Source organism: Sulfurirhabdus autotrophica (genome assembly GCF_004346685.1).
Taxonomy (GTDB): Bacteria; Pseudomonadota; Gammaproteobacteria; order Burkholderiales; family SMCO01; genus Sulfurirhabdus; species Sulfurirhabdus autotrophica.
The window spans coordinates 55,300-75,334 of sequence record NZ_SMCO01000017.1 but is presented as its reverse complement, the minus strand read 5'-3'; the positions used below and the strand labels follow the sequence as shown (position 1 = coordinate 75,334).

22 protein-coding genes, 1 rRNA gene and 1 other RNA gene are annotated in these 20,035 nt (G+C 47.0%); 13 read left to right on the top strand and 11 right to left on the bottom strand.

The window, feature by feature from the left end; translation table 11 throughout:
* The 4 genes from rrf to EDC63_RS14450 all read left to right on the top strand — a co-directional run.
* Positions 1-87 (top strand): 5S ribosomal RNA (gene rrf, locus EDC63_RS14465); the annotation flags it as partial.
* Positions 88-231: 144 nt separating this feature from the next.
* Entirely contained in the window at positions 232-1,209 is a 978-nt protein-coding gene (locus EDC63_RS14460) for a biotin--[acetyl-CoA-carboxylase] ligase (protein ID WP_124944805.1), read from the top strand.
* On the top strand, positions 1,206-1,934 hold the full coding sequence (locus EDC63_RS14455; protein WP_124944806.1) for a type III pantothenate kinase: 729 nt from the start codon (positions 1,206-1,208) through the stop codon (positions 1,932-1,934). The genes EDC63_RS14460 and EDC63_RS14455 overlap by 4 nt, the downstream gene beginning before the upstream one ends.
* Positions 1,931-2,590, top strand: coding sequence for an SPOR domain-containing protein (locus EDC63_RS14450; protein WP_124944807.1), 660 nt, complete (start codon positions 1,931-1,933; stop codon positions 2,588-2,590). The genes EDC63_RS14455 and EDC63_RS14450 overlap by 4 nt, the downstream gene beginning before the upstream one ends.
* A 128-nt stretch (positions 2,591-2,718) precedes the next feature.
* Here the strand turns inward: EDC63_RS14450 and EDC63_RS14445 are convergent, their stop codons facing one another.
* From EDC63_RS14445 to EDC63_RS14415, 7 genes are all read right to left on the bottom strand, one after another.
* Positions 2,719-4,092 (bottom strand): FAD-binding oxidoreductase, encoded by a 1,374-nt coding sequence (locus EDC63_RS14445; protein ID WP_124944808.1) that lies wholly within the window; start codon positions 4,090-4,092, stop codon positions 2,719-2,721.
* 63 nt (positions 4,093-4,155) lie between these two features.
* Entirely contained in the window at positions 4,156-4,644 is a 489-nt protein-coding gene (rfaE2, locus tag EDC63_RS14440; protein ID WP_124944809.1) for a D-glycero-beta-D-manno-heptose 1-phosphate adenylyltransferase, read from the bottom strand.
* Positions 4,645-4,649: 5 nt separating this feature from the next.
* Positions 4,650-5,480 (bottom strand): ferritin-like domain-containing protein, encoded by an 831-nt coding sequence (locus EDC63_RS14435; protein WP_124944810.1) that lies wholly within the window; start codon positions 5,478-5,480, stop codon positions 4,650-4,652.
* A gap of 73 nt (positions 5,481-5,553) precedes the next feature.
* Positions 5,554-6,123 carry a BON domain-containing protein gene (locus tag EDC63_RS14430; protein ID WP_124944811.1) on the bottom strand — a complete coding sequence of 190 codons (570 nt, stop codon included), beginning with the start codon at positions 6,121-6,123 and terminating at the stop codon, positions 5,554-5,556.
* Entirely contained in the window at positions 6,124-6,714 is a 591-nt protein-coding gene (locus EDC63_RS14425) for a phosphoheptose isomerase (RefSeq protein WP_124944812.1), read from the bottom strand.
* A gap of 74 nt (positions 6,715-6,788) precedes the next feature.
* Positions 6,789-7,133, bottom strand: a complete 345-nt coding sequence (locus EDC63_RS14420; RefSeq protein ID WP_124944813.1) for a YraN family protein — start codon at positions 7,131-7,133, stop codon at positions 6,789-6,791.
* On the bottom strand, positions 7,130-8,326 hold the full coding sequence (locus tag EDC63_RS14415; protein ID WP_124944814.1) for a penicillin-binding protein activator: 1,197 nt from the start codon (positions 8,324-8,326) through the stop codon (positions 7,130-7,132). Before EDC63_RS14415 ends, EDC63_RS14420 begins: the two co-directional genes overlap by 4 nt.
* Between EDC63_RS14415 and rsmI the strand changes: the two genes are divergently transcribed.
* Positions 8,318-9,184, top strand: coding sequence for a 16S rRNA (cytidine(1402)-2'-O)-methyltransferase (rsmI, locus tag EDC63_RS14410; RefSeq protein WP_223248135.1), 867 nt, complete (start codon positions 8,318-8,320; stop codon positions 9,182-9,184). The two genes, EDC63_RS14415 and rsmI, sit on opposite strands and share 9 nt — an antisense overlap.
* 66 nt (positions 9,185-9,250) lie before the next feature.
* On the opposite strand, the gene EDC63_RS14405 is transcribed toward rsmI, so the two are convergent.
* The 3 genes from EDC63_RS14405 to EDC63_RS14395 form a co-directional block, all read right to left on the bottom strand.
* Positions 9,251-9,709, bottom strand: a complete 459-nt coding sequence (locus tag EDC63_RS14405; protein ID WP_124944815.1) for a DUF302 domain-containing protein — start codon at positions 9,707-9,709, stop codon at positions 9,251-9,253.
* On the bottom strand, positions 9,706-10,752 hold the full coding sequence (locus EDC63_RS14400; protein ID WP_124944816.1) for a c-type cytochrome: 1,047 nt from the start codon (positions 10,750-10,752) through the stop codon (positions 9,706-9,708). The genes EDC63_RS14405 and EDC63_RS14400 overlap by 4 nt, the downstream gene beginning before the upstream one ends.
* Before the next feature lie 140 nt (positions 10,753-10,892).
* Positions 10,893-11,597, bottom strand: a complete 705-nt coding sequence (locus EDC63_RS14395) for a DUF599 domain-containing protein (protein WP_223248136.1) — start codon at positions 11,595-11,597, stop codon at positions 10,893-10,895.
* A 142-nt stretch (positions 11,598-11,739) separates the two neighbouring features.
* Here EDC63_RS14395 and EDC63_RS14390 point away from each other — a divergent pair, with 142 nt between their 5' ends.
* Both EDC63_RS14390 and pyrC read left to right on the top strand, forming a co-directional pair.
* The gene (locus tag EDC63_RS14390) at positions 11,740-12,624 is read left to right on the top strand and encodes a tetratricopeptide repeat protein (RefSeq protein ID WP_165923003.1); all 885 of its coding nucleotides are present in this window, start codon (positions 11,740-11,742) and stop codon (positions 12,622-12,624) included.
* 50 nt (positions 12,625-12,674) lie between these two features.
* Complete coding sequence (gene pyrC, locus EDC63_RS14385) at positions 12,675-13,706, top strand: dihydroorotase (protein WP_370685860.1); 1,032 nt, start codon at positions 12,675-12,677, stop codon at positions 13,704-13,706.
* Between the two features lie 49 nt (positions 13,707-13,755).
* Here the strand turns inward: pyrC and EDC63_RS14380 are convergent, their stop codons facing one another.
* Entirely contained in the window at positions 13,756-14,268 is a 513-nt protein-coding gene (locus EDC63_RS14380; protein ID WP_124944819.1) for a DUF1269 domain-containing protein, read from the bottom strand.
* A 207-nt stretch (positions 14,269-14,475) separates the two neighbouring features.
* Between EDC63_RS14380 and rnpB the strand changes: the two genes are divergently transcribed.
* The 6 genes from rnpB (at position 14,476) to EDC63_RS14350 (ending at position 20,032) form a co-directional block, all read left to right on the top strand.
* Positions 14,476-14,829: RNase P RNA component class A (gene rnpB, locus EDC63_RS14375), an RNA gene on the top strand.
* Between the two features lie 296 nt (positions 14,830-15,125).
* Complete coding sequence (mraZ, locus tag EDC63_RS14370) at positions 15,126-15,569, top strand: division/cell wall cluster transcriptional repressor MraZ (protein WP_124944820.1); 444 nt, start codon at positions 15,126-15,128, stop codon at positions 15,567-15,569.
* Complete coding sequence (rsmH, locus tag EDC63_RS14365; protein ID WP_223248137.1) at positions 15,566-16,501, top strand: 16S rRNA (cytosine(1402)-N(4))-methyltransferase RsmH; 936 nt, start codon at positions 15,566-15,568, stop codon at positions 16,499-16,501. The genes mraZ and rsmH overlap by 4 nt, the downstream gene beginning before the upstream one ends.
* Complete coding sequence (ftsL, locus tag EDC63_RS14360; RefSeq protein WP_124944822.1) at positions 16,498-16,809, top strand: cell division protein FtsL; 312 nt, start codon at positions 16,498-16,500, stop codon at positions 16,807-16,809. The genes rsmH and ftsL overlap by 4 nt, the downstream gene beginning before the upstream one ends.
* Positions 16,806-18,542 (top strand): peptidoglycan D,D-transpeptidase FtsI family protein, encoded by a 1,737-nt coding sequence (locus tag EDC63_RS14355; RefSeq protein WP_124944823.1) that lies wholly within the window; start codon positions 16,806-16,808, stop codon positions 18,540-18,542. The genes ftsL and EDC63_RS14355 overlap by 4 nt, the downstream gene beginning before the upstream one ends.
* On the top strand, positions 18,539-20,032 hold the full coding sequence (locus EDC63_RS14350) for a UDP-N-acetylmuramoyl-L-alanyl-D-glutamate--2,6-diaminopimelate ligase (RefSeq protein WP_306307874.1): 1,494 nt from the start codon (positions 18,539-18,541) through the stop codon (positions 20,030-20,032). The genes EDC63_RS14355 and EDC63_RS14350 overlap by 4 nt, the downstream gene beginning before the upstream one ends.
* Positions 20,033-20,035: the final 3 nt, after the last annotated feature.

The window sequence follows — 20,035 nt, the reverse complement described above, 5'->3', positions numbered from 1 at the left end:
CTCCTTCCCATCCCGAACAGGACAGTGAAACGACTTTGCGCCGATGATAGTGTGGATTACCCATGCGAAAGTAGGTCACCGCCAGGCTTCTATTCCAAAAACCCCTCCTAGCATTAGCTTCGAGGGGTTTTTTATTGCCAGAAAATCCGCTGATTGTAATTTGCCAGATATTAGGCGATAGCCCTTTGTGGTAACATCCTCATACCTACTTTTGTTGATTCTTTCTACCTGTTGAAACCTCTAACATTCTCAATACTTCGCTTACTTTCGGACGGTAATTTTCATTCTGGAGAAGCGCTGGCACAATATCTGGGTGTTTCACGTGCCAGTATTTCAAACGGATTAAAGACTCTGGGTGAGTTGGGAGTCAATATATACAAAATTAGAGGGCGTGGTTATTGTTTACAAGATCCCTTGCAATGGCTGGATAAGCAACTAATTTTGGATTTTTTGGGCACTAGTGCGAAGGATTTTAATATTGAAGTTCATGATGTCATGGATTCTTCCAATAGCTTGTTGCTGCAAGATGCCAGTAAAGGGCTCGAACATCGTAGTTGCTATGTAGTCGAGCTACAACTTCAAGGGCGTGGCCGAAGAGGGCGTGCCTGGCATATGAACTTAGGTGGGGCGCTAACATTTTCCTTGCTTTGGAGATTCAATCAATGCGCTGGATATTTATCAGGTTTAAGCCTTGCGGTTGGTGTTGCACTAGTTCGTTCGTTGAGAGATTTGGGGTTGGTTGGTGTGGCTTTAAAATGGCCAAACGATGTGTTATATCAATATCAGAAGATGGCTGGAATCCTTATTGAGCTTCAGGGGGATGTACTTGGCCCAAGTGCGGCGGTTATTGGAATTGGATTGAATTTACGCTTATCTCCTTCTGTCAGATGTAAAATTGATCAGGCTGTAACTGATTTTTCTACTGTCAGTGGTGAAATGCCAGACCGAAATGCAGTTTTAGCTTCATTGTTAATCAATATCAATGAGGTATTGAGGGTGTTTGAGAAAAGCGGTTTCTCTGCGTTACGTAATGAATGGATTTCATACCATGTATATCATAATAGATCTGTTCGTATCCTTATGCCCGGAGGTGAGACAAGAGAAGGGGACGTAATTGATGTTGATATCGATGGGTCTCTTGTGGTTAAAACTAGTATTGGGAAAGAACGTTTTAGTAGTGGCGAAATCAGCTTGCGGGGAAGTCTATGATATTAGCCATTGATGCTGGCAATACCCGTATTAAATGGGGTATGCATGATGGGAGTGGGTGGGTTTCAACTGGTACAGCAACCCATCTTGATTTAGTTGGTGTTGCTAAAAGCTGGCGTGCTTTGGCTACACCTGATGTGATTGTTATATCTAACGTGGCTGGGGCAAAAGTTCGTTCCGAGCTTGTTGTACTTTTGGGCCATTGGCATCGTGACCCGATCTGGATTGTTTCCAGGAGTGAGGAGTGTGGTGTAATAAACTGCTACAGCGAGCCTGAGCGTTTAGGAAGTGATCGATGGGCATCCTTGATAGCTTCGCGAGCCATGCGGTTGGGATCTTGCCTGGTTGTAAGCTCAGGCACTGCAATGACGGTGGATGTATTGTTGGATTCTGGGCAGTTTCTTGGTGGCATTATCGTGCCTGGACAACAATTGATGATGGATGCTTTATCAAGTAAAACCGCAGGTGTAAGGCCATTACCAGGGGGGAAATTTACTGCCTTTCCAAATAATACAACAGATGCAGTCTTTAACGGAACAATGCAAGCTCTTGCCGGTGCCATTATGATGATGCATAGGGAAGTTGTTATTTCACATAAAACCGAACCATTGTGTGTGCTTAGCGGGGGTAATTCAGCTGTGATGAAGTCGTTACTTGATTGGGTGCCAACTCAGATTGTGGATAATCTTGTTCTGGAAGGATTGATAAGGATTGCACAGAAATGAAGGGGTTATTTGTCATTCTATTTTTGGCTAATATTGCTTTTTTTGGGTTGGTTCAATTAGCTACGGGTCAAGGTGGTGAACCAACGGCAGAACACAGGCCATTGAGTGAGGATAAAGTTATTTTGGTCGACCCACCCGCTCCGGCAGATGCTGCTAAAATTAATAGTTCACCGCAGCAAGCTCCGGTGACAGCTAGTGTTTGTTTGGAGTGGGGTATGTTTTCTGGCAAAGTACTTGGTGAGGTGCAAACAGAATTGCAGAAGTTACAACTGGGGGATAGGGTCAAGCTGTTGAATCTGGAAGAAATAAATCGATATTGGGTGTATATTCCCCCTCAGAAAACCAAGCTGGAGGCTGATAAGAAAATTGCCGAATTAAAGGGGCACGGCATTGAGGATTATTTGTTGATTCAGGATGAGGGAAAGTGGCGCTATTCTATATCCCTTGGCGTTTTTTCAAAAGAAGAGGCTGCTGACAAATTATTAGCTCAATTGAAGCAGAAAGGGGTTAAGTCAGCCAAGGCCGGCCCGCGGATGCACAGTACTGGTGAGACAAAAATTATTGTCAAAGATGTTACTGATGAGTTGGCGGCAAAGCTGGTTGTACTGAAGCAGGTGTTTCAGGGTAGTGAACTGAAAGCAATTGCTTGTAAATAATGAAATTTAGGTGGGCATGGACGGAGGGTTGTGGTGCTTAAAAAGGCGTTAATTGCTGTGGCGGTGTTGATAGGCCGTAGATTGTTTGCAAAAACACGGAGTTATATATTTCAACGCTTTTTTAAACGTTAACCCTTAGGAAATAGTTTGCCCGGGTTAAGTATATTGTTGGGATCAAAAACATGTTTGATTTCTTTCATGAGATTCATTGTCACGCTGTCGATTTCAAGTCCAACATAAGCTCGCTTCTCACTGCCTATCCCGTGTTCACCGGACAAGGTTCCATTGAGTGCTAATACCAGATTGAATACTTCACTCAAACACGCTTCTGCACGGTTCATTTCGTCCGGATTATCTGGATTGACTAATAAATTAACGTGAATATTCCCGTTTCCTGCATGCCCGAAATTTGCGTTGGCAATACGGTATTTTTGGCTAAGCTCAGTCAACCCCTGTAACAGTTCAGGAAGTCTTGAAACGGGCACTACGACATCTTCGTTTATTTTTTTAGGAGCGATGTCTCGTAGTAATGGGGATAATGCTTTGCGAGCTACCCATAATGCTTTGCTATCAATGACGCGTTCTGATTTGATTAAGCCTTCATTTTTACAGGCGGTTAGTATAGCCTGACCGGTTTCATTGATTTCGACGTCTGAGCCATCCACTTCAATCATGAGCATGGCGTGTGTATCGTCAGGTAGCAGGCCAGTATTGCGAGAACGGATCAGGTCGAGTGAGGCTTTATCCAGAAACTCCAGGGCGCTAGGTATTTTTGGTTGCGCCATGATGGCGGCTATGGCCTTCGCACAGCTCTGAATGTTTTTATAGTGCGCTGTTATTCCTCCGGTTGATTGGGGCAGGGGCGTGAGTTTTAAAGTGGCTTCCGTGATGATTGCGAGGGTGCCTTCTGATCCTATTAATAATCGTGTTAGATCATAACCAACTACACCTTTAGTTGTGTTGCATCCTGCTTTAATTAATTCTCCCTTTCCTGTAATAGCCTTTAGCCCCAGCACGTGGTCTCGGGTTGTGCCATATTTAACTGCGTGTGGTCCGCCAGCACTGGTGGCGAGGTTGCCTCCAATGGTGCAAAATGGTGCGCTACTTGGGTCGGGGGGCCAGAAAAATCCATGGGGTCTGGCGGCGTCTTGAATTTCCTGATTCAGGACACCGGGTTCGGCAATGATGATGCGATTGGCCGGATCAATAGAGATGATGCGACTCATGCGTTCCAGCGACAGTGCCAGTCCGCCCTGCTCAGGAAGACTGCCACCCGCAGTGCCTGTGCCGCGCCCCCGGGGAGTGATGGGGATGCGATATTCGTTGCAGCACAGGAGAATCGCCTGAATTTGTTCCTGACTTATTGCGAAAGCAACGGCGAGGGGAGGGAATATTTTACGGCTATTGTCATAGGCATAGGCATAGCAGTCCACCGGATCTGTGAGCAGATTCGTTTCACCAACAATGGCGGTTAGTTTTGCCAGGAATTCTGCAGTTAGCATGGTTGAGTCATTTTTTCAGGCAGCATAGTCCAAGAGTTTTTGAGGTGACTTTAGACTCAGATATTAAGAATTGCGGATTTTGCTGATGGTTGAAGTAGTAGAACGTTCATGAAGAAACGGAATGGTATGTACTTTTCCTCCCCAGCTTGCTACTTCTTTTGCGCCGACTATTTCATTGATCTTCCAGTCACCACCTTTAACAAGGATGTCTGGTTTACACATTAATATTGTGTTGAGTGGGGTGTCTTCGTCAAACCAGGTGACGATATCGACACATTCCAAAGCAGCAAGGACAGCCATACGGTCATTTTGATTGTTGATGGGTCGTTCATCACCTTTTCCAAGGCGTTTGACAGAGGCATCTGTATTGACGGCAATAATCAGTTTTTTTCCTAGTGCACGCGCCTGTGCCAAGTAGGTGACGTGTCCACGGTGCAGTATATCGAAGCAGCCATTGGTAAAAACCAGAGGCCGGGTCAGGTGTTCAATTCGTGCGGCAAGCTCTGAAGGTGCACATATTTTATTTTCGAATTCTGGGGATGGATAGTTCATGAGGGTCAGGCGATAGTCTGTTGAAACTCTTTTCGTAAGCGATTAAGTTGCTGGCTGGTTTCTATTTTCACACCAAACAGGTTGGATAAATTGCGCAATATGCTCCCTACTACACGCTCTTCCCATTCTTTGTTGAAGTTGATCTGGTTGTCCAGCCAATGGTCTAGCCAATCGGGGTCAGGCAGCTTGCTTTGCACCGTATCCTGTGGAAACAGGCTTTTGTTAACGTGAAGGTTGGTCGGGTGCATGGCTTTTGCTGTTTTGCTGCTGGTCATCAGCACGCCAATTTTGGCAAATGATTGCTTAGCGACAAGGCCTGATTGTTTGATTGCGCGTTTCATGTACTTTAAATAAGCACCGCCGTGGCGAGCTTCATCATGTGATATATGTTGGTAAATTTGCTTGATTACTGGCTCAGTGTGCCATTCTGACGCGCGCCTGTACCATTGGGTGAGGCGGAGCTCTCCACAAAAGTGCAGCATGAGGGTTTCCAGTGCGGGTGCAGGGTCGAAATGGAAACGTACTGCGTGGAGTTCATCTTCTGTAGGTGCGAGATCGGGTCGAAAGCGTTGCAGGTACTCTATCAAGACCAGTGAATGTTTTTGTTCTTCATAAAACCAGACCGACATAAATGCGGAAAAATCGCTGTCGTGCAGGTTGTCTCGTAAAAACATTTCTGTTGCAGGCAAGGCAGACCACTCTGTGATTGCATTCATCTTGATTGTTTGCGCTTGCTCGTCAGATAGCAGAGCCGGATCGAATTGATCCCATGCAATATCCTCCGCCATGTTCCAGCGGGCTTTTTCCAAGGATTTGAATAGTTCAGGATAGAGCATATTTTCACCCCTTCACAGAACGGCTGTAGCAATGACGATATCCACCCTATTACCAGGTGGATATCCAGTAAAGTTAATCAATGTATTCGAATACTTTTACTACTTTCAACACGCCACTTGTGCTGCGCGCGATTTCTGTCGCATCTTCAGCTTCCTGGTGTTTGACAAGACCAAGCAGAAAAACAGTGCCATTTTCAGTGACAACTTTCACATAGTTCGCACGAAATCTGCTGGCATCAACAAAGCGGGCTTTAACTTTGGAAGTGATGTAGGCATCGTTACTGCGGGAGGATAGAGCACTTGGTCTGGCAATGACGATCTCATTGGTGACGCTTTGCACACTGGGTACACCTCGTGCAATTGTCTCAATTTCTTGTTTGAGTGTTTCGGTAGGGGTTTCGCCGGTCAGCAAAACGTTGCGATTATAACTGGTGACCTCAATATGCGAGGTCTCTTTTACGTGTTCGCTGATGCGACTATTGGCTTTGAGTTCGATATTTTCATCTTCGAGGTAAATGCCGCCTGTTCGACGGTCTTCAGCCATGAGAACGCCAGCACCTGCGCCAGCTGCAACAAGGGGGAAGCATCCCTGAAGGTTAGGGATAAGTATGGCAACTAATATGGCAATCTTTAAATAATGCATTTATTCTACTCCTAGTAGCATGCAATCTATTGCATCGCAGAGGCAATGAATGATAAGTAAGTGCACTTCCTGTATGCGGGCAGTGCTTTCGTGTGGTACACAAATATGAACATCATTGGGACCTAAAATACCGCCTATTTCCCCTCCAGCTTTACCTGTTAGAGCAATGACAGTCATTTCTCGTTCGTGAGCGGCGCGGATCGCAGCAATGACGTTGCGTGACCCGCCGCTGGTGCTGATGGCAAGTAAAACGTCACCGGTATGGCCTAACGCGCGAACCTGCTTGGAAAAAATTTGTTCGTAATCGTAGTCGTTTGCAATGGAGGTAATGGTTGAGGTATCTGTGGTTAAGGCGATTGCAGCAAGACCTGGACGCTCCATTTCAAAACGATTCAACATTTCTGAAGAAAAGTGCTGGGAATCTGCAGCTGAACCGCCATTCCCACAACTCAGGATTTTCCCATCCGCCATGAGGCATTGCACCATGCGTTCGGCAGCAGCTGAAATGGGTGTTGATAATACGTCTACAGCCTGCAGTTTCAGGTTGGCACTTTCAGTAAAGTGATGGTTGATACGGGAAATTAAGTCCATTTGTTCAACTGTTGTATTGATATAGTTAGATTGTATACGGTTTAATCGGAAATATTAATCTGCTTGCAGCAAAATCACTGTCCAAATGCGTTTTTGATCCATTCGATATTGGTAAGTGAAAGTTCGTTTAATAGTACTACATCAAAGCGACAAGGCGGGGGATTATGTTGAGAACCAAGAAAATGCTGTGCTGTAAGAATCAACCGCGTTTGTTTTTGCGGGGTAATGCTGGAAGCAGCGCCGCCGAAATTCAGATTCCTGCGTAAGCGAACTTCCGCAAAAACCAGTGTTTTCTGATCCCGCAAAATCAGATCAATTTCACCATAACGGCAGCGGTAATTTTTTTCCAGCAGATTCAGTCCCTGCTTCTGCAAATAGCTTGCTGCTAATAGTTCGGCTTGGTCCCCAGTGGTTTTCAAGGGGTGGTTGCTTCAAGACTGGCCGCGATTCCCTGGTGAAAAATGGCGGGGGTCAATTCGCGAGTAAACTGGTTGCCATTATCGAGTGTGATTTTTCCTGTAACGCCGTCCAGAACGAAATTGCGGTTTGATGAGGAAAGAAAAATTTCAGCTATGCGGAAAGCATCAATACCTAAAGCATATAAGCGTTCATAATCAGGGCCGATAAATTTTTCCTGACGCGGGTAGATCATTACGGCTGGGTGGTCCGGTTGCAACAGCCATGGCATCTCGACGAAACGGATGTTTTCAAGATCAATATCACGAGAAGCTTCATTTTTCCCACTGTAAATCTGGGAGGTGGCATAGGTTGGGATTGGTACGCCAAGATAAGGACGGACCATGCGTGCTCTTGTATAATCAGCAGCCAGGAATATCATGTCAGCGTCACCTTTGGCTACAGCAGACCGCAATGTGTAATAACTGCTAACATTATCTGTAAAATCATACTGCGCTACAATTTTTCCACCCAGATGTTGCCATTCTTCTGAAAAAGCCTGTTGTGATCGTTTAGAAAGGGGAGAATTTGCAGTTAGAATGACGGCATTCATTTTGCCTTCATTGAAGGCCATGCGAGCTATCTGGCGGGCTTCACCTTCAACAGAAATGCCAAAAAAGTAAAGATTCGGTGGCAGTGCAGTGTCGTTGTCCGGTATATTCAGTGCTATCGTAGGTACAGATATTAATCCGCTTTCCGCGATACTTGTTACGCCATTGCGGGTTAATGGCCCGACAATGATCTGGCTTCCTTCCTGAATGGCAAGCTGATACGCTTCTAGTATGCTACCGGGTGTGCCATCTGTTACGTAAACTTTTACGGCAGGGTGCTGGCTTTTTGATTGTATGCTTAGCGCAGCCATAAAGCCCTCTTTTACCGTATCTGCTGCGCGACTGAAAGCGGTTGATTTGAGCGGGAGAATCAAGCCGATGTGACCTCCGTGACCTTCAAACGTGGCAGTATTGGCTGATGAGTTTGGCGCGTCAAATGGAGAGACAATATAGGGTGATGTCTGTGCTTCAGGAAGGCTGGCAGGTATTTCTGTCTGCGCAGACAGAATTGGTTTGTTAAAGGGTTGCTGCCGTGGGGAACTGCTGGCACAGCCATTCAGTGTTGCTGCAAAAGTGATGAGCAGAAAGAAGAGGAAATGTTGCATCAAGAATCTCAGTTAGACAGGATGGGAACATTATATGTGGTTGCCACGCCGATTGGCAATTTGCGTGATATTTCGCTGCGGGCGCTTGATATTCTGGCAAAGGTAGATATTGTCGCCGCTGAAGATACGCGAAACACGTCTAATTTGTTACGCCATTTTTCGCTATCTACTTCGTTAATGGCATTGCACGAACACAATGAACGGGGCGCAGCGGAAAAGATAATAGCGATGCTGACGGCTGGAAAATCGGTTGCGTTGGTGAGTGATGCCGGCACCCCAGGCATATCTGATCCTGGTGCGATTCTAGTACGCATGGTCCGGCAGGCAGGGCTGAAGGTTGTGCCTGTTCCCGGTGCAAACGCTGCTATCAGTGCGATATCGGCAGCAGGAATTCATGACCCACATTTTCTTTTCTTTGGTTTTCTGCCACATAAAAGTGCCGGCCGCCGGCGTGAACTGGAATCATTAAAGTTGCTACCCTATACGCTGGTTTTTTATGAATCACCTCACCGTATTCTTGAATCTATTAGTGATTTGCTGGCGGTGTTGGGTGGTGAGAGGAATATTGTTTTTGCGCGGGAATTAACCAAGGTTTTTGAAACAATCCACGTCTGCCGACTTGACGAGGCGTTGAGCTGGCTTGAAGCGGATGCTAATCAGCAGCGTGGTGAATTTGTGTTGCTTGTTTCAGGAGCAGAATCAGTCGTGGCGGGCGGTATTGGCGAAGATGCTGTGCGCGTGCTGAAAATGCTACTTGCGGAGTTACCTTTGAAGCAGGCTGTAAAATTGGCGGCGGACATTACCCACGAAAAGAAAAATGAGTTGTACACCCTTGCCCTGGAGTTGAAAACGGACTAATTTTTGCCCCTCGTTTAAGAATAGTTGGCTAAGTAACAAGGGAGGCTGAAGTATTGTTTTGTGCGGCTATTTTGTTTCTCTTACTTCGTCCAGAATTTTTTCCAGGTCTTTTTCCCATCGCTCAAAATAAGGGGCAAGATCTGCTGAAGGGAAAAATTCTTTGAGTAACTCAGGACGGCCAGCCGCAAGGATTGTATTGTTTTCCTCCGAGAAAATAGCAATGTTGAGCGGTAGGTAGGGGATGAGTTCAGGGTGCTTTGCGGCAAGGTCGGCTATTTCTTCAGCTTTTCCGTAAAATACGACGCGGTATTTGTCGGTTTTGTACCCTTTTGCTTGCAAACCAACATCTACCCGTTGCACTTTGCTTAATTGATAGCCATTGTTTTTGATGGCGGCTTGCAGGGTCGACATGGCTTCTTCAAAGTCCTGGCTGGAGCGTGCAGATAGTAGCTGATCAGCTTTTGCTGGTGAAGTCAGCAACAAAGAAAAAAATGCAATTGCCAAAAATCGGATAATTGTTTTCAAAATGTTGCTTCCTCCATGACGGTTTTGTACTGTTTCGTCATTTCATCGCACATGTTATTAAGTGCTGAGTTATTAAAAATTTTGCTCAGGCGTTTAGGATTGACTGAATAAAGGCGTACTTTTCCATTTTGCTCTACGGCTGTAATGCGACAGGGCAGAAAAAGACCAACGCGTGGGTCAGTAGCTAATGCCTGATTAAGTACATTAAAATTACAGAAATAGATTATGTGCTGCTTGGGGTTTTCTGTGCCTTCCGGGACCAGCCCAGAATCCAGTGTCTGCTCACGAATAAATATGAAATTGTGTGATGTGGCCGCATTCTTCACATTTTCAATGGTTGTTTGCAGATCATAAGGTGAATCAACGGATAAAATGGCCTGCTCTGTTTCCAGAATGGTAGCACTTTCTGAAACAGGCTGTTTTTCAAATCCACGTATGTGGCTGACGATATCGTTGATGTCTTTTTCATTCAGACCATGCTTATAGAACGAAATCATCGGCGTGCCTTTACGTCCCATGATTAACGTGTTTTTTATCATGGCATCGGTGGCAGATGCCAAAAAGCCAGGGTTATGCAGGGCTGGTGCCATAATGGGTAAATCTCTCGGGCGCGAAAAGGTGACGCCGGTTCCTTTACCTCCTTCACCATTTGCGCCGTGGCAACTGGCGCAATATTTGGAGAATAGCTGCTTACCGTGTACAGGGTCGCCTTTGATGAGTTCCTGGGAAAAGGCAATGGGCTTGGTTTTGTTCCATGCACGGACGTATTTAACTATCGCTTCTACTTCTGCATCATTGATCTGGGTAAAAGCTGGCATGATTCTGCCTGGGCGGCCATGGCGAATGGTTTTGCGCACATAATCATCGCTGATGGTGGATTGGAATGAAGCGAGCGCCAAGGGTACACCAATGCCGCCTGCACCATTATCGCCATGACAGGTTGCGCAGTTTTGTGAAAAGAGTTTTGCGCCATCTGGATTGGCTAAAACGGTATTAATGTCCAGAAGTGACATCACTAGTATCAAGATGATGTTTTTGATCATGCTGTTTCCTCAATTCAAAGCATATTGCAAATACGCAGTGTTCCGCCGTATTTGTGTACCTGATAAAACTGCGCCAAGGAGTTTTTTGTGTTCAGGCGTAATTCACTTCCCTGCATCTTTATATTAGCTGAATCTGACGATTATTGACGATAATCGTCAGCCAATACCTTTGGTGCACGGTCTAGTTTATACAACACCGGGATGAGAATAAAGGTGGCTAGTAGCATAAAATGCGGCCCAAATAGCCAGAACACAAGGGGTACGGAAAAGTAATAAGCGCGCATTCCCAAGCTGTAATATCTGCCGGCGCTGTTGAGATGCACGGCGACATGTTGAGGCGTGATGAATTTATGGTTCAGGGATAGCGGCACGTTAATCATGTAGCCAACATGATTAAATACGCGTATGGACATGGCAAAACTGAAAAAGGCGACAAACAGATCAAGCAATAGAATGATCAATTTTGCCAGAAACAGTTCAGAATGTTTGGCGCCATAAGCATTGAGGGCATGCCATGTACTGCTTAGTTTATCTCCCTGCCCGCTGAGTGTCAGCACGCCGATAATAAGCAACACTGCGGTTGAAGCAAGAAAGGTCGCCGCCATTGTAGAGTTGCGCAAAGTCTGAATCGCTATCACATCAGGTTTGCCGGGCGCCATTAATGTTTCCACCCAGGCGGTACGCGCAATGATATTCACGGCCTGAATCGTATAAGTGGGATCTTTTCGAACTTTGCGTCGTAAATATAGATGGTAGATCAATAATAAAACAATAGTGGTGATGAAACTGAATAGATCGTTGAAAAATATACTGTACCAGGAAGCCCCTAAGGTGCTATCGACCACGATATTGCTCCGTGAAATTGATTAATAATGCGAGTATTAGTATAACCTAATTTGTCCAACATTGGGCGGTGTGATCTGGTTCTGATATAGGTATTGAATGTTTGCGCTATACTATTTCGTTTAAATTTGCCGGATGTGCATGATGAAAAAGTCTCTTGTGGGTGCGTTTCTGTTGTTATGGGTCGTAATGGTAACGAATGTTGCTTTTGCAACGAGCAAGGAAGAAGCGACCATGATTTCAAATGCGGCTGAACGTGGAAGTGAGGGGGCTCAGGTTCTCTTGGCGGTTATCTATCAAGATGGTGCCGATGGATATGCAAAAAATGACAAAATGGCGGCGCATTGGTTTGAATTAGCGGCAGAGCAAGGTAATGCTTACGCGCAGAAAACGATTGGTGATTATTATGCACAAGGCAGAGGCGTAACAAAAAACCTTAAGGTGGCGGCTGATTGGCGTGAGAAGGCTGCAAATAGAGGGAATGTTTTGGCGCAGCTCAGTTTGGGGAAAATGTATTTATACGGTGAGGGCGTAGCCCAGAATAATGAAAAAGCAGAAAAATGGTTGAGTCGTGCCGCCTTTGAGGGAAATAGTGAGGCGCAATACTTATTGGGTAGCATGTACCGAATGGGTTATGGCGTTGTGCGAAATGAAACCTTAGGCGGTAATCTATTGGCTAAATCAGCGGGACAAGGGTATCAAGATGCAATAAAGGCGCTGCACTTTCTGGAAAATGTAGGATTTCAGATTGAAGAAACCTTTTATAAACGCATGCCAAACTTACAGAAACTGGCAGAAGATGGTGATGTTGAAGCGCAATATCAGATAGCCATGCGCTATGAATCAGGTTCTTATGGTGTAAAGCAGGATAATGCAAAAGCGCTTGCCTGGTTCAATAAGGCTGCCAGCAATGGTCACGTGTTAGCCATGAAAAGTCTGGGGCATATCTACGAGAAGGGGCTGATTGGGGTGAAGGCTGATCCTAAAATGTCTGAATATTGGTATGGTAAAGCGACACCTGGAAAATAAATGTCTAATTCAATCAAACTCAAATTATTTATTGCATGTGAGTCTTTCTGATGACAAAAATTTCGCTGACCCGCCCTGATGATTGGCATTTGCATTTGCGTGATGATGTTGCGATGCAAGCCGTTGTTGCAGACACTGCTCATCGATTTGGTCGCGCAATCATCATGCCGAATTTGAAACCGCCTGTGACAACCACTGAGATGGCCGTTGCCTATCGTCAGCGCATTCTGAATGCGCTACCTGATGGTGTGTGCTTCGAGCCGTTGATGACGTTGTATCTTACCGATAATACTACGGCTGAGGAGATTGCTAAGGCCAAAGCGAGTGGGTGGGTGCATGGTGTGAAGTTATATCCTGCCGGGGCAACAACAAATTCTGATTCTGGCGTAACCGATCTGGCCAATTGCGCTGCTGCACTATCTGCAATGGAGGAGCTTGATCTTCCTCTATTGGTGCACGGAGAAGTGACCAACCCACTCGTAGATGTGTTTGATCGGGAGCAGGTCTTTATAGCGCGTCATTTAGTACCCTTGCTTGAGAAATATCCCCGATTACGTGTGGTGTTTGAACATATTACAACCAAACAGGCTGTTGATTTTGTGAAAGCGGCGCCTGGTAATGTTGCTGCGACCATTACGGCGCATCATTTGTTGTACAGTCGGAATGCCATGTTTGCAGGCGGTATTCGGCCGCATATGTATTGTTTGCCGGTGCTCAAGCGAGAAGAGCATCGGTGGGCGCTGATTGCTGCTGCAACCAGTGGTAACCCTAAGTTTTTCCTGGGTACTGACAGCGCACCCCATGCGCGTTCCGCAAAGGAATCGGCCTGTGGATGCGCTGGAATTTATACTTCCCATGCGGCTATTGAACTGTATGCAGAAGTATTTGAGGCTGCAAAAGCGTTAGACAAACTGGAAGCCTTTGCCAGTTTTTATGGTGCTGATTTTTACAGGTTACCTCGCAATTCAGACACCATTACCCTTGAAAAGACAGCATGGGTTGTTCCTGCAGAACTTCCGTTTGGAGACGATAAAATTGTTCCGTTACGCGCAGGTGAGCACGTTGCCTGGAAGCTGGCGTAATTAGCCAGTTTCCCATTGCTGCTTTTAATACGAATAAACAACACTCGGTTCATGGGAACGCAGGTATGGTCGGTTCCATTCCACCAGGAGAAGCTTCCGGATGGACGCTCGCAATCAGTTTGCGGATTTCGTCTACTCTGCTAATGGGGACATCCACCATCATGAGGATGCGGCCCTGAGCAATCCCCTGCTCAAAGGTTTTCAGCCGCGAGTTAGGGATGCCGCTGGCTATCATGCTGGATACCCATGCGCCAAAAGCTGCGCCGATCAGAGCAGCAATCAAGATGGTCACCAGTTCCAGAGAAACGCCTGCTGGCGGAAAAAGAATGGCAGCTAATCCAGCGAAAATGCCGATTGCACCACCCACTGCCAGTCCGGTCTCAGCGCCATGAGCAATATCTGTCTTTTGCAGGATGGAAGCTTCGTGTAATCCTTCAAGTGGTACTCCATCTTTGGCTAGAACATGAATATGTTGATCTTCAATGCGAGCCAGCAACAGGTCATTAACCATTTGCCGGGTATTTCGCACATCCGGGAGCATGAAATAAAGTCTGCGTCGCATTTCGATCTCCTTGTACTGATAAACGCACTAATAATGCCGTGAAATGTGAGAGGATTAAGCTGGCCTGAGAACGTGGCCAGAAAGTCCGCACAAAGCGGAAGGGTGAGTCGCTCGGACTATTGATTTTGGGGTGCTGCTTGCTTGAAGCTTAGTAGATTTTCTTTTCTTGTCAAGATGATCGGACAGGTTAAGTGTTATCATGCGTATGAAGCTGGCTAGGCAGTCGCTGCGTGGGCAACCACGGAGAGGAAAGTCCGGGCTCCGTAGAGCAGGATGCCGGTTAATGGCCGGAGGTCGTGAGACCATGGAAAGTGCCACAGAAAATATACCGCCGATGGCCGCGTAAGCGGATCAGGTAAGGTTGAAATGGTGAGGTAAGAGCTCACCGCGCTTCCGGTAACGGGAGTGGCAGGGTAAACCCCATCCGGAGCAAGACCAAATAGGGGAACATTAGGCGTGGCTCGCGCTGTTCCCGGGTAGGTTGCTTGAGCGTACGGGTAACCGTGCGCCTAGAGGAATGACTGTCCACGACAAAACCCGGCTTATCGGCCAGCTTCTTTTTCTTCATTTCACTAAAGTTATTTCCGAATTTCCTTCTTCAACGCGTTTAAATTGCGCCCCGTCATACTCAATTACACCTTACATTCCTAATGTATCACTTTCGGAGTTTGCGCTATCTTATTAATTTAAAGCGCATAAATTAAATATTGCTATTTATTAAGCTAAGTCATTGTCCCGAAACTAAAAAAGGCTAAAACCACCTTGACCAAGGTGGTTTTTTTATCTATAGTGGCAATAAGTGGTGAGAAGTGGGAAATTGTGGGGAATTCCTGCTAAATTAATCGTAAAGGAGTGTCATGTTCCGAGGTGCTACAGCTTTGAATCTCGATGCAAAAGGTCGGCTTGTTGTGCCAGCCAAGCATCGTGACGCCTTGCTGGGGCAGTCGGGTGGCAGCCTGGTGATGACCGCGCATCCGCATCGTTGCATATTGTTATATCCGTTTGCAGCGTGGGAGCCCATCGAGCAAAAAATTAATTCATTGCCCAGCTTTGATCCTGTGGCAAGTTCCTGGAAACGTTTGTTGTTAGGTCATGCGGAAGAAATGCCGCTGGATGCTTCTGGTCGTCTGCTGGTTTCACCTGTTCTACGTGAATTGGCGGGACTGGAAAAGCAGGCCATGCTGGTTGGGCAGGGCGGGCACTTTGAATTATGGAGTATGGAAGGGTGGCGGAGTCAGATGGAGCGCGCGTTGGCTCCGGAAAATGGACTTCCTGCTGCGCTGGAAAACTTTTCGCTGTGAGCGATGATTTTGTTCACAAAACGGTTTTGCTGTATGAGGCTGTTGATTCGCTAAATGTGCAACCTGATGGTGTTTACGTGGATGGCACGTTTGGGCGAGGAGGGCATAGTCGCCTGATTCTGGAAAAGCTCGGTCAGCATGGCAGGCTGATTGCGCTGGATAAAGATCCTGCGGCATTGCAGGAAGCAGGGAAAATAAAGGATTCGCGGTTTCAGATTGTGCATAGTGGTTTTGCAAAGTTGCAGGAAGTGTTAAACGGGCTTGGGGTTGCTCAGGTTAATGGGGTATTGCTGGATTTGGGGGTTTCGTCGCCGCAACTGGATGAGGCTGCTAGAGGGTTCAGTTTTCGATTTGATGGTCCGCTCGACATGCGCATGGATGTGACTCGCGGGCAGACAGCATCGGAATGGCTGACAACAGCAGATGAAAAAGAAATAGGGGAGGTAATAAAAAATTATGGTGAAGAGCGGTTTGCTAAACAGGTTGCAAGAGCGATTGTTACGGCTAGAGAGGGGGGGATTATTGCTACCACTCGACAGCTTGCCGAGATCGTGGCAAAAGCCGTCAGGACGCGCGAGCCAAATCAAGACCCGGCGACGCGCACCTTTCAGGCTTTACGGATTTACCTCAATCAGGAACTTGAGGAGTTGTCGCTAGTACTGCCTCAATGTGTGAGCGTGCTGGCGCCTGGCGGGCGCCTGGTGGTGATCAGCTTTCATTCCCTTGAGGACAGGATCGTCAAGCGGTTTACGCGTGAGGTGTCCAACCCGGATACCTTGCCATCGCGTCTGCCGATCCGCGCTAAAGAGTTGCCTGTGCCCGTTTTGCGGTTGGTGGGTAAGGTGATCCGAGCAAGCGATGCTGAAGTGGCTGAAAACCCGCGATCTAGAAGTGCTGTGATGCGTGTGGCTGAAAAAGCTGGTGAATTGTGATTAAGCTGAATTTGATGTTGGTGCTGGTGCTGATTGTCTGTTCGCTGGGTGTGGTGACATCGCAGCACAAGCAGCGTAAAGCGTTTATTGAATTGCAGCAGGAAGTTGAAACGTCCAAGCAGTTGGAAGTGGAATGGGGTCAGTTGCAACTGGAGCAAAGTACGTGGGCAATGCATTCTCGAATTGAAAAAATAGCGACAAAGTATCTCCAGATGCGCGTGCCAGAGGCAACGCGCATTCAAGTTGTTGCGCCTGAAACGGACTTGCCAAAAATAAACGCCTCATCTGGTTCGGGAGTAGATAAATGAGCTACCCGGCCAGCTCACTTTTGACTTTGCGTTTGTCTGCATGGCGTTCGCAATTGCTATTGGGTGTCATTTTTCTGTGGTTTTTGGGTCTGGTCGGCCGCGATTTATATTTGCAGGGGCTGCACAATGATTTTCTCAGGCAGAAAGGAGACGCGCGCTACAGCAGGGTAATGGAACTGACTGCGCATAGAGGCATGATTACAGATCGTCTGGGCGAACCATTGGCAATCAGTACACCGGTAGAGTCTGTGTCAGCCAGTCCGCAAGATATAGAACTGGAATCCGGTAAATTCAAGCAACTGGCTAAGTTGCTTGATATGGATGATCGCGAACTCAAGGGGAAATTGTCAGATAAGAATAGAGAGTTTGTCTATTTGAAACGGCAGTTACCCCCAGAGCAGGCAGCTAAGGTCGTGCAGCTAAATATTCCAGGTGTTTTCTTGCAGCGTGAATATCGCCGCTACTATCCGGCTGGTGATGTGATGTCGCATGTACTGGGATTTACGGGTGTAGACGACAACGGTCAGGAAGGTCTTGAGCTTTCCTATCAGGACTGGCTGGCTGGTAAAGCAGGGAGCAGAAGGGTCATTAAGGATCGGTTGGGACATATTATTGAAGACGTGGAAAGTATACGCGTTCCACAAGAAGGTAAGACGCTTGCATTAAGTATCGATCGCAAAATTCAGTATTTGGCATTCCGTGAATTAAAAGAGGCAGTTGAAGAGAATAAAGCCAAGGCAGGTGCCATTGTGGTGCTGGACGCGAAAACTGGTGAAATACTGGCAATGGCCAACATGCCCTCCTATAACCCAAATAATCGGACGAAACTGGCAGGTGGGCGAACTCGCAATCGCGCGATTACAGATACCTTTGAACCCGGCTCAACCCTCAAGCCTTTCACAATTGCTGAAGCTTTGGACGCAGGGTTGGTAAAACCGGATAGCAAGATTGATACCGGTACGGGGCATTACTCTATCGGACCTGCAACAATTCATGATTCTCATCCTGGCGGTGTGATGACGGTGGCTCAGATCATACAAAAATCCAGCAATGTGGGGGCGGCTAAAATTGCACTGTCACTAGCACCTGATGCTTTATGGGGAATGTTGAATAATGTTGGGTTCGGAACTGCACCGCATTCTGGATTCCCTGGGGAAGCAAGCGGTAAATTGCGGCCCTACAAAACCTGGCGTCCCATTGAGCAGGCAACGATGGCCTATGGACATGGCATCTCAGTGAGCCTGTTGCAATTAGCAAAGGCATATACCATTTTTGCAGATGGGGGTGAGATTAAGCCGCTTTCCTTCGTAAAGCTGGAAGCGCCCGCAGTAGGAAAACAAGAAATTTCACCTGCAACTGCACTGGCTGTTCGACAAATGCTTGAGCTGGTCGTGCAGCCAGGTGGAACCGCTCCGCGTGCGCAAATCATGGGATACCGTGTTGCAGGTAAAACTGGTACTGCGCACAAAATAGACGCATCAGGGAAATACGCAGCGGATAAATATGTTTCATCGTTTATCGGAATGGCACCGGCCAGTAATCCAAGTTTGATCGTTGCGGTAATGATTGATGAACCCAGCGCGGGCACATATTACGGCGGTATGGTCGCTGCTCCCGTATTCAGTAAGGTTATGTCCGGTGCATTGCGTATGCTAAGCATTCCGCCCGATGCGCCAACCAATAATATTGTGATCCCTCCCGAAAATGCGCCTGAAATAAAGGAGGAGGTATGACAATGCCAGCCTCCGTTCAGGGTTACGAAATTGCAGAACAGATGGATGACGCCTTGTTGTCACAGTTAGGTGTAGTGATAAACAATGTGGTCTCAGACAGTAGGGTAGTGAAACCAGGGGATACGTTCCTGGCTTTTCCCGGCGAGCAAGGCGATGGAAGAAAACATATTGACCAAGCGATTGCTAATGGTGCAAACGCAGTGATATGGGAAAGCGATGGATTTGAACGGGCTGACTGGTCAGTTCCCAATTTGGGTGTTCCTGCACTGCGAGATGCCGCAGGAGTAATAGCAAGCAAGGTATATGGCGATCCCTCATCAAAATTATGGGTGATTGGCGTGACAGGAACAAACGGTAAAACTTCCTGCGCTAACTGGTTGGCAAAATGTTTGAGTGCTCAGGGAAGAAAAACTGCCGTGATTGGCACCCTCGGAAACGGGTTTTATGGTGAATTGTCGCCTGCAACCAATACAACCCCGGATCCGGTCAGTCTGCAAAATATGATGAAAGGCTTCCATGATGAAGGCGCCCAATGCGTAGCGATGGAGGTGTCATCCCATGGATTGCATCAAGGACGAGTAAATGGGGTGGCTTTTGATGTGGCATTGCTGACCAATCTTTCTCGTGATCATCTGGATTATCACGGAGACATGGAAACCTATGCACAGGTAAAAGCCCGTTTGTTTACATGGAAAGGCTTAAAGTCTGCCGTGCTCAACATGGACGACCCGTTCGGGGTAAAGCTGGCAAATACCCTGGATAAAAAACAGGTGAATGTTGTCGGGTACGGTGTTGGGCGAGGTGACGTGTCAGGCAGCAATCTCAGGCTGGATCAAGATGGCCTGATGCTGGATGTGCATACTCCCTGGGGAAGTGGGCAAATAAAAAGCCAGATGTTGGGCGCTTTTAATGCCAGTAATTTGCTTGGCGTTTTAAGTACGCTACTGGTAAGTGGAATGGATTTAGAGGTTGCGCTGGGAGAAGTGTCAAGCGTTCTGCCTGCATCTGGCAGAATGCAGCGCGTAGGTGGAGGTGATAAACCGCTGGTCATTGTGGATTATGCGCATACCCCGGATGCCCTGGAAAAGGTATTGCTTACGCTGAAGGAATTATTGGCAGCATCGGTTAGCCAACAAGGAAAGCTGATTTGTGTATTTGGATGTGGCGGTGATCGGGATAAAGGCAAACGCCCATTAATGGGCGAAATTGCAACCCGTCTGGCGGATTGGGTCATTGTTACCAGTGATAATCCGCGCAAGGAAAATGCACGCGGAATTATCGAAGAAATTGTTAAAGTGGCAAATGCCAATTATCTGATTGAAGAAGATCGGACCATGGCAATCATGCGGGCAATCAAGGAAGCTGAAGCGGGGGATGTGGTGCTGATTGCTGGAAAAGGGCATGAAGAATATCAGGAAATTAAAGGCGTAAAACTGCCGTTCAGTGATGTAGAAGTAGCTAATCGAGTGTTGCAGAATGAACTGCACTAGGAA

Coding starts and splice junctions, on each gene's coding strand:
- EDC63_RS14455 (WP_124944806.1), top strand. CDS start 1,206: ATGATATTAGCCATTGATGCTGGCAATACCCGTATTAAATGGGGTATG.
- EDC63_RS14450 (WP_124944807.1), top strand. CDS start 1,931: ATGAAGGGGTTATTTGTCATTCTATTTTTGGCTAATATTGCTTTTTTT.
- EDC63_RS14445 (WP_124944808.1), bottom strand. CDS start 4,092: ATGCTAACTGCAGAATTCCTGGCAAAACTAACCGCCATTGTTGGTGAA.
- rfaE2 (WP_124944809.1), bottom strand. CDS start 4,644: ATGAACTATCCATCCCCAGAATTCGAAAATAAAATATGTGCACCTTCA.
- EDC63_RS14435 (WP_124944810.1), bottom strand. CDS start 5,480: ATGCTCTATCCTGAACTATTCAAATCCTTGGAAAAAGCCCGCTGGAAC.
- EDC63_RS14430 (WP_124944811.1), bottom strand. CDS start 6,123: ATGCATTATTTAAAGATTGCCATATTAGTTGCCATACTTATCCCTAAC.
- EDC63_RS14425 (WP_124944812.1), bottom strand. CDS start 6,714: ATGGACTTAATTTCCCGTATCAACCATCACTTTACTGAAAGTGCCAAC.
- rsmI (WP_223248135.1), top strand. CDS start 8,318: ATGTTGCATCAAGAATCTCAGTTAGACAGGATGGGAACATTATATGTG.
- EDC63_RS14415 (WP_124944814.1), bottom strand. CDS start 8,326: ATGCAACATTTCCTCTTCTTTCTGCTCATCACTTTTGCAGCAACACTG.
- EDC63_RS14400 (WP_124944816.1), bottom strand. CDS start 10,752: ATGATCAAAAACATCATCTTGATACTAGTGATGTCACTTCTGGACATT.
- EDC63_RS14390 (WP_165923003.1), top strand. CDS start 11,740: ATGAAAAAGTCTCTTGTGGGTGCGTTTCTGTTGTTATGGGTCGTAATG.
- pyrC (WP_370685860.1), top strand. CDS start 12,675: ATGACAAAAATTTCGCTGACCCGCCCTGATGATTGGCATTTGCATTTG.
- EDC63_RS14380 (WP_124944819.1), bottom strand. CDS start 14,268: ATGCGACGCAGACTTTATTTCATGCTCCCGGATGTGCGAAATACCCGG.
- mraZ (WP_124944820.1), top strand. CDS start 15,126: ATGTTCCGAGGTGCTACAGCTTTGAATCTCGATGCAAAAGGTCGGCTT.
- EDC63_RS14355 (WP_124944823.1), top strand. CDS start 16,806: ATGAGCTACCCGGCCAGCTCACTTTTGACTTTGCGTTTGTCTGCATGG.
- EDC63_RS14350 (WP_306307874.1), top strand. CDS start 18,539: ATGACAATGCCAGCCTCCGTTCAGGGTTACGAAATTGCAGAACAGATG.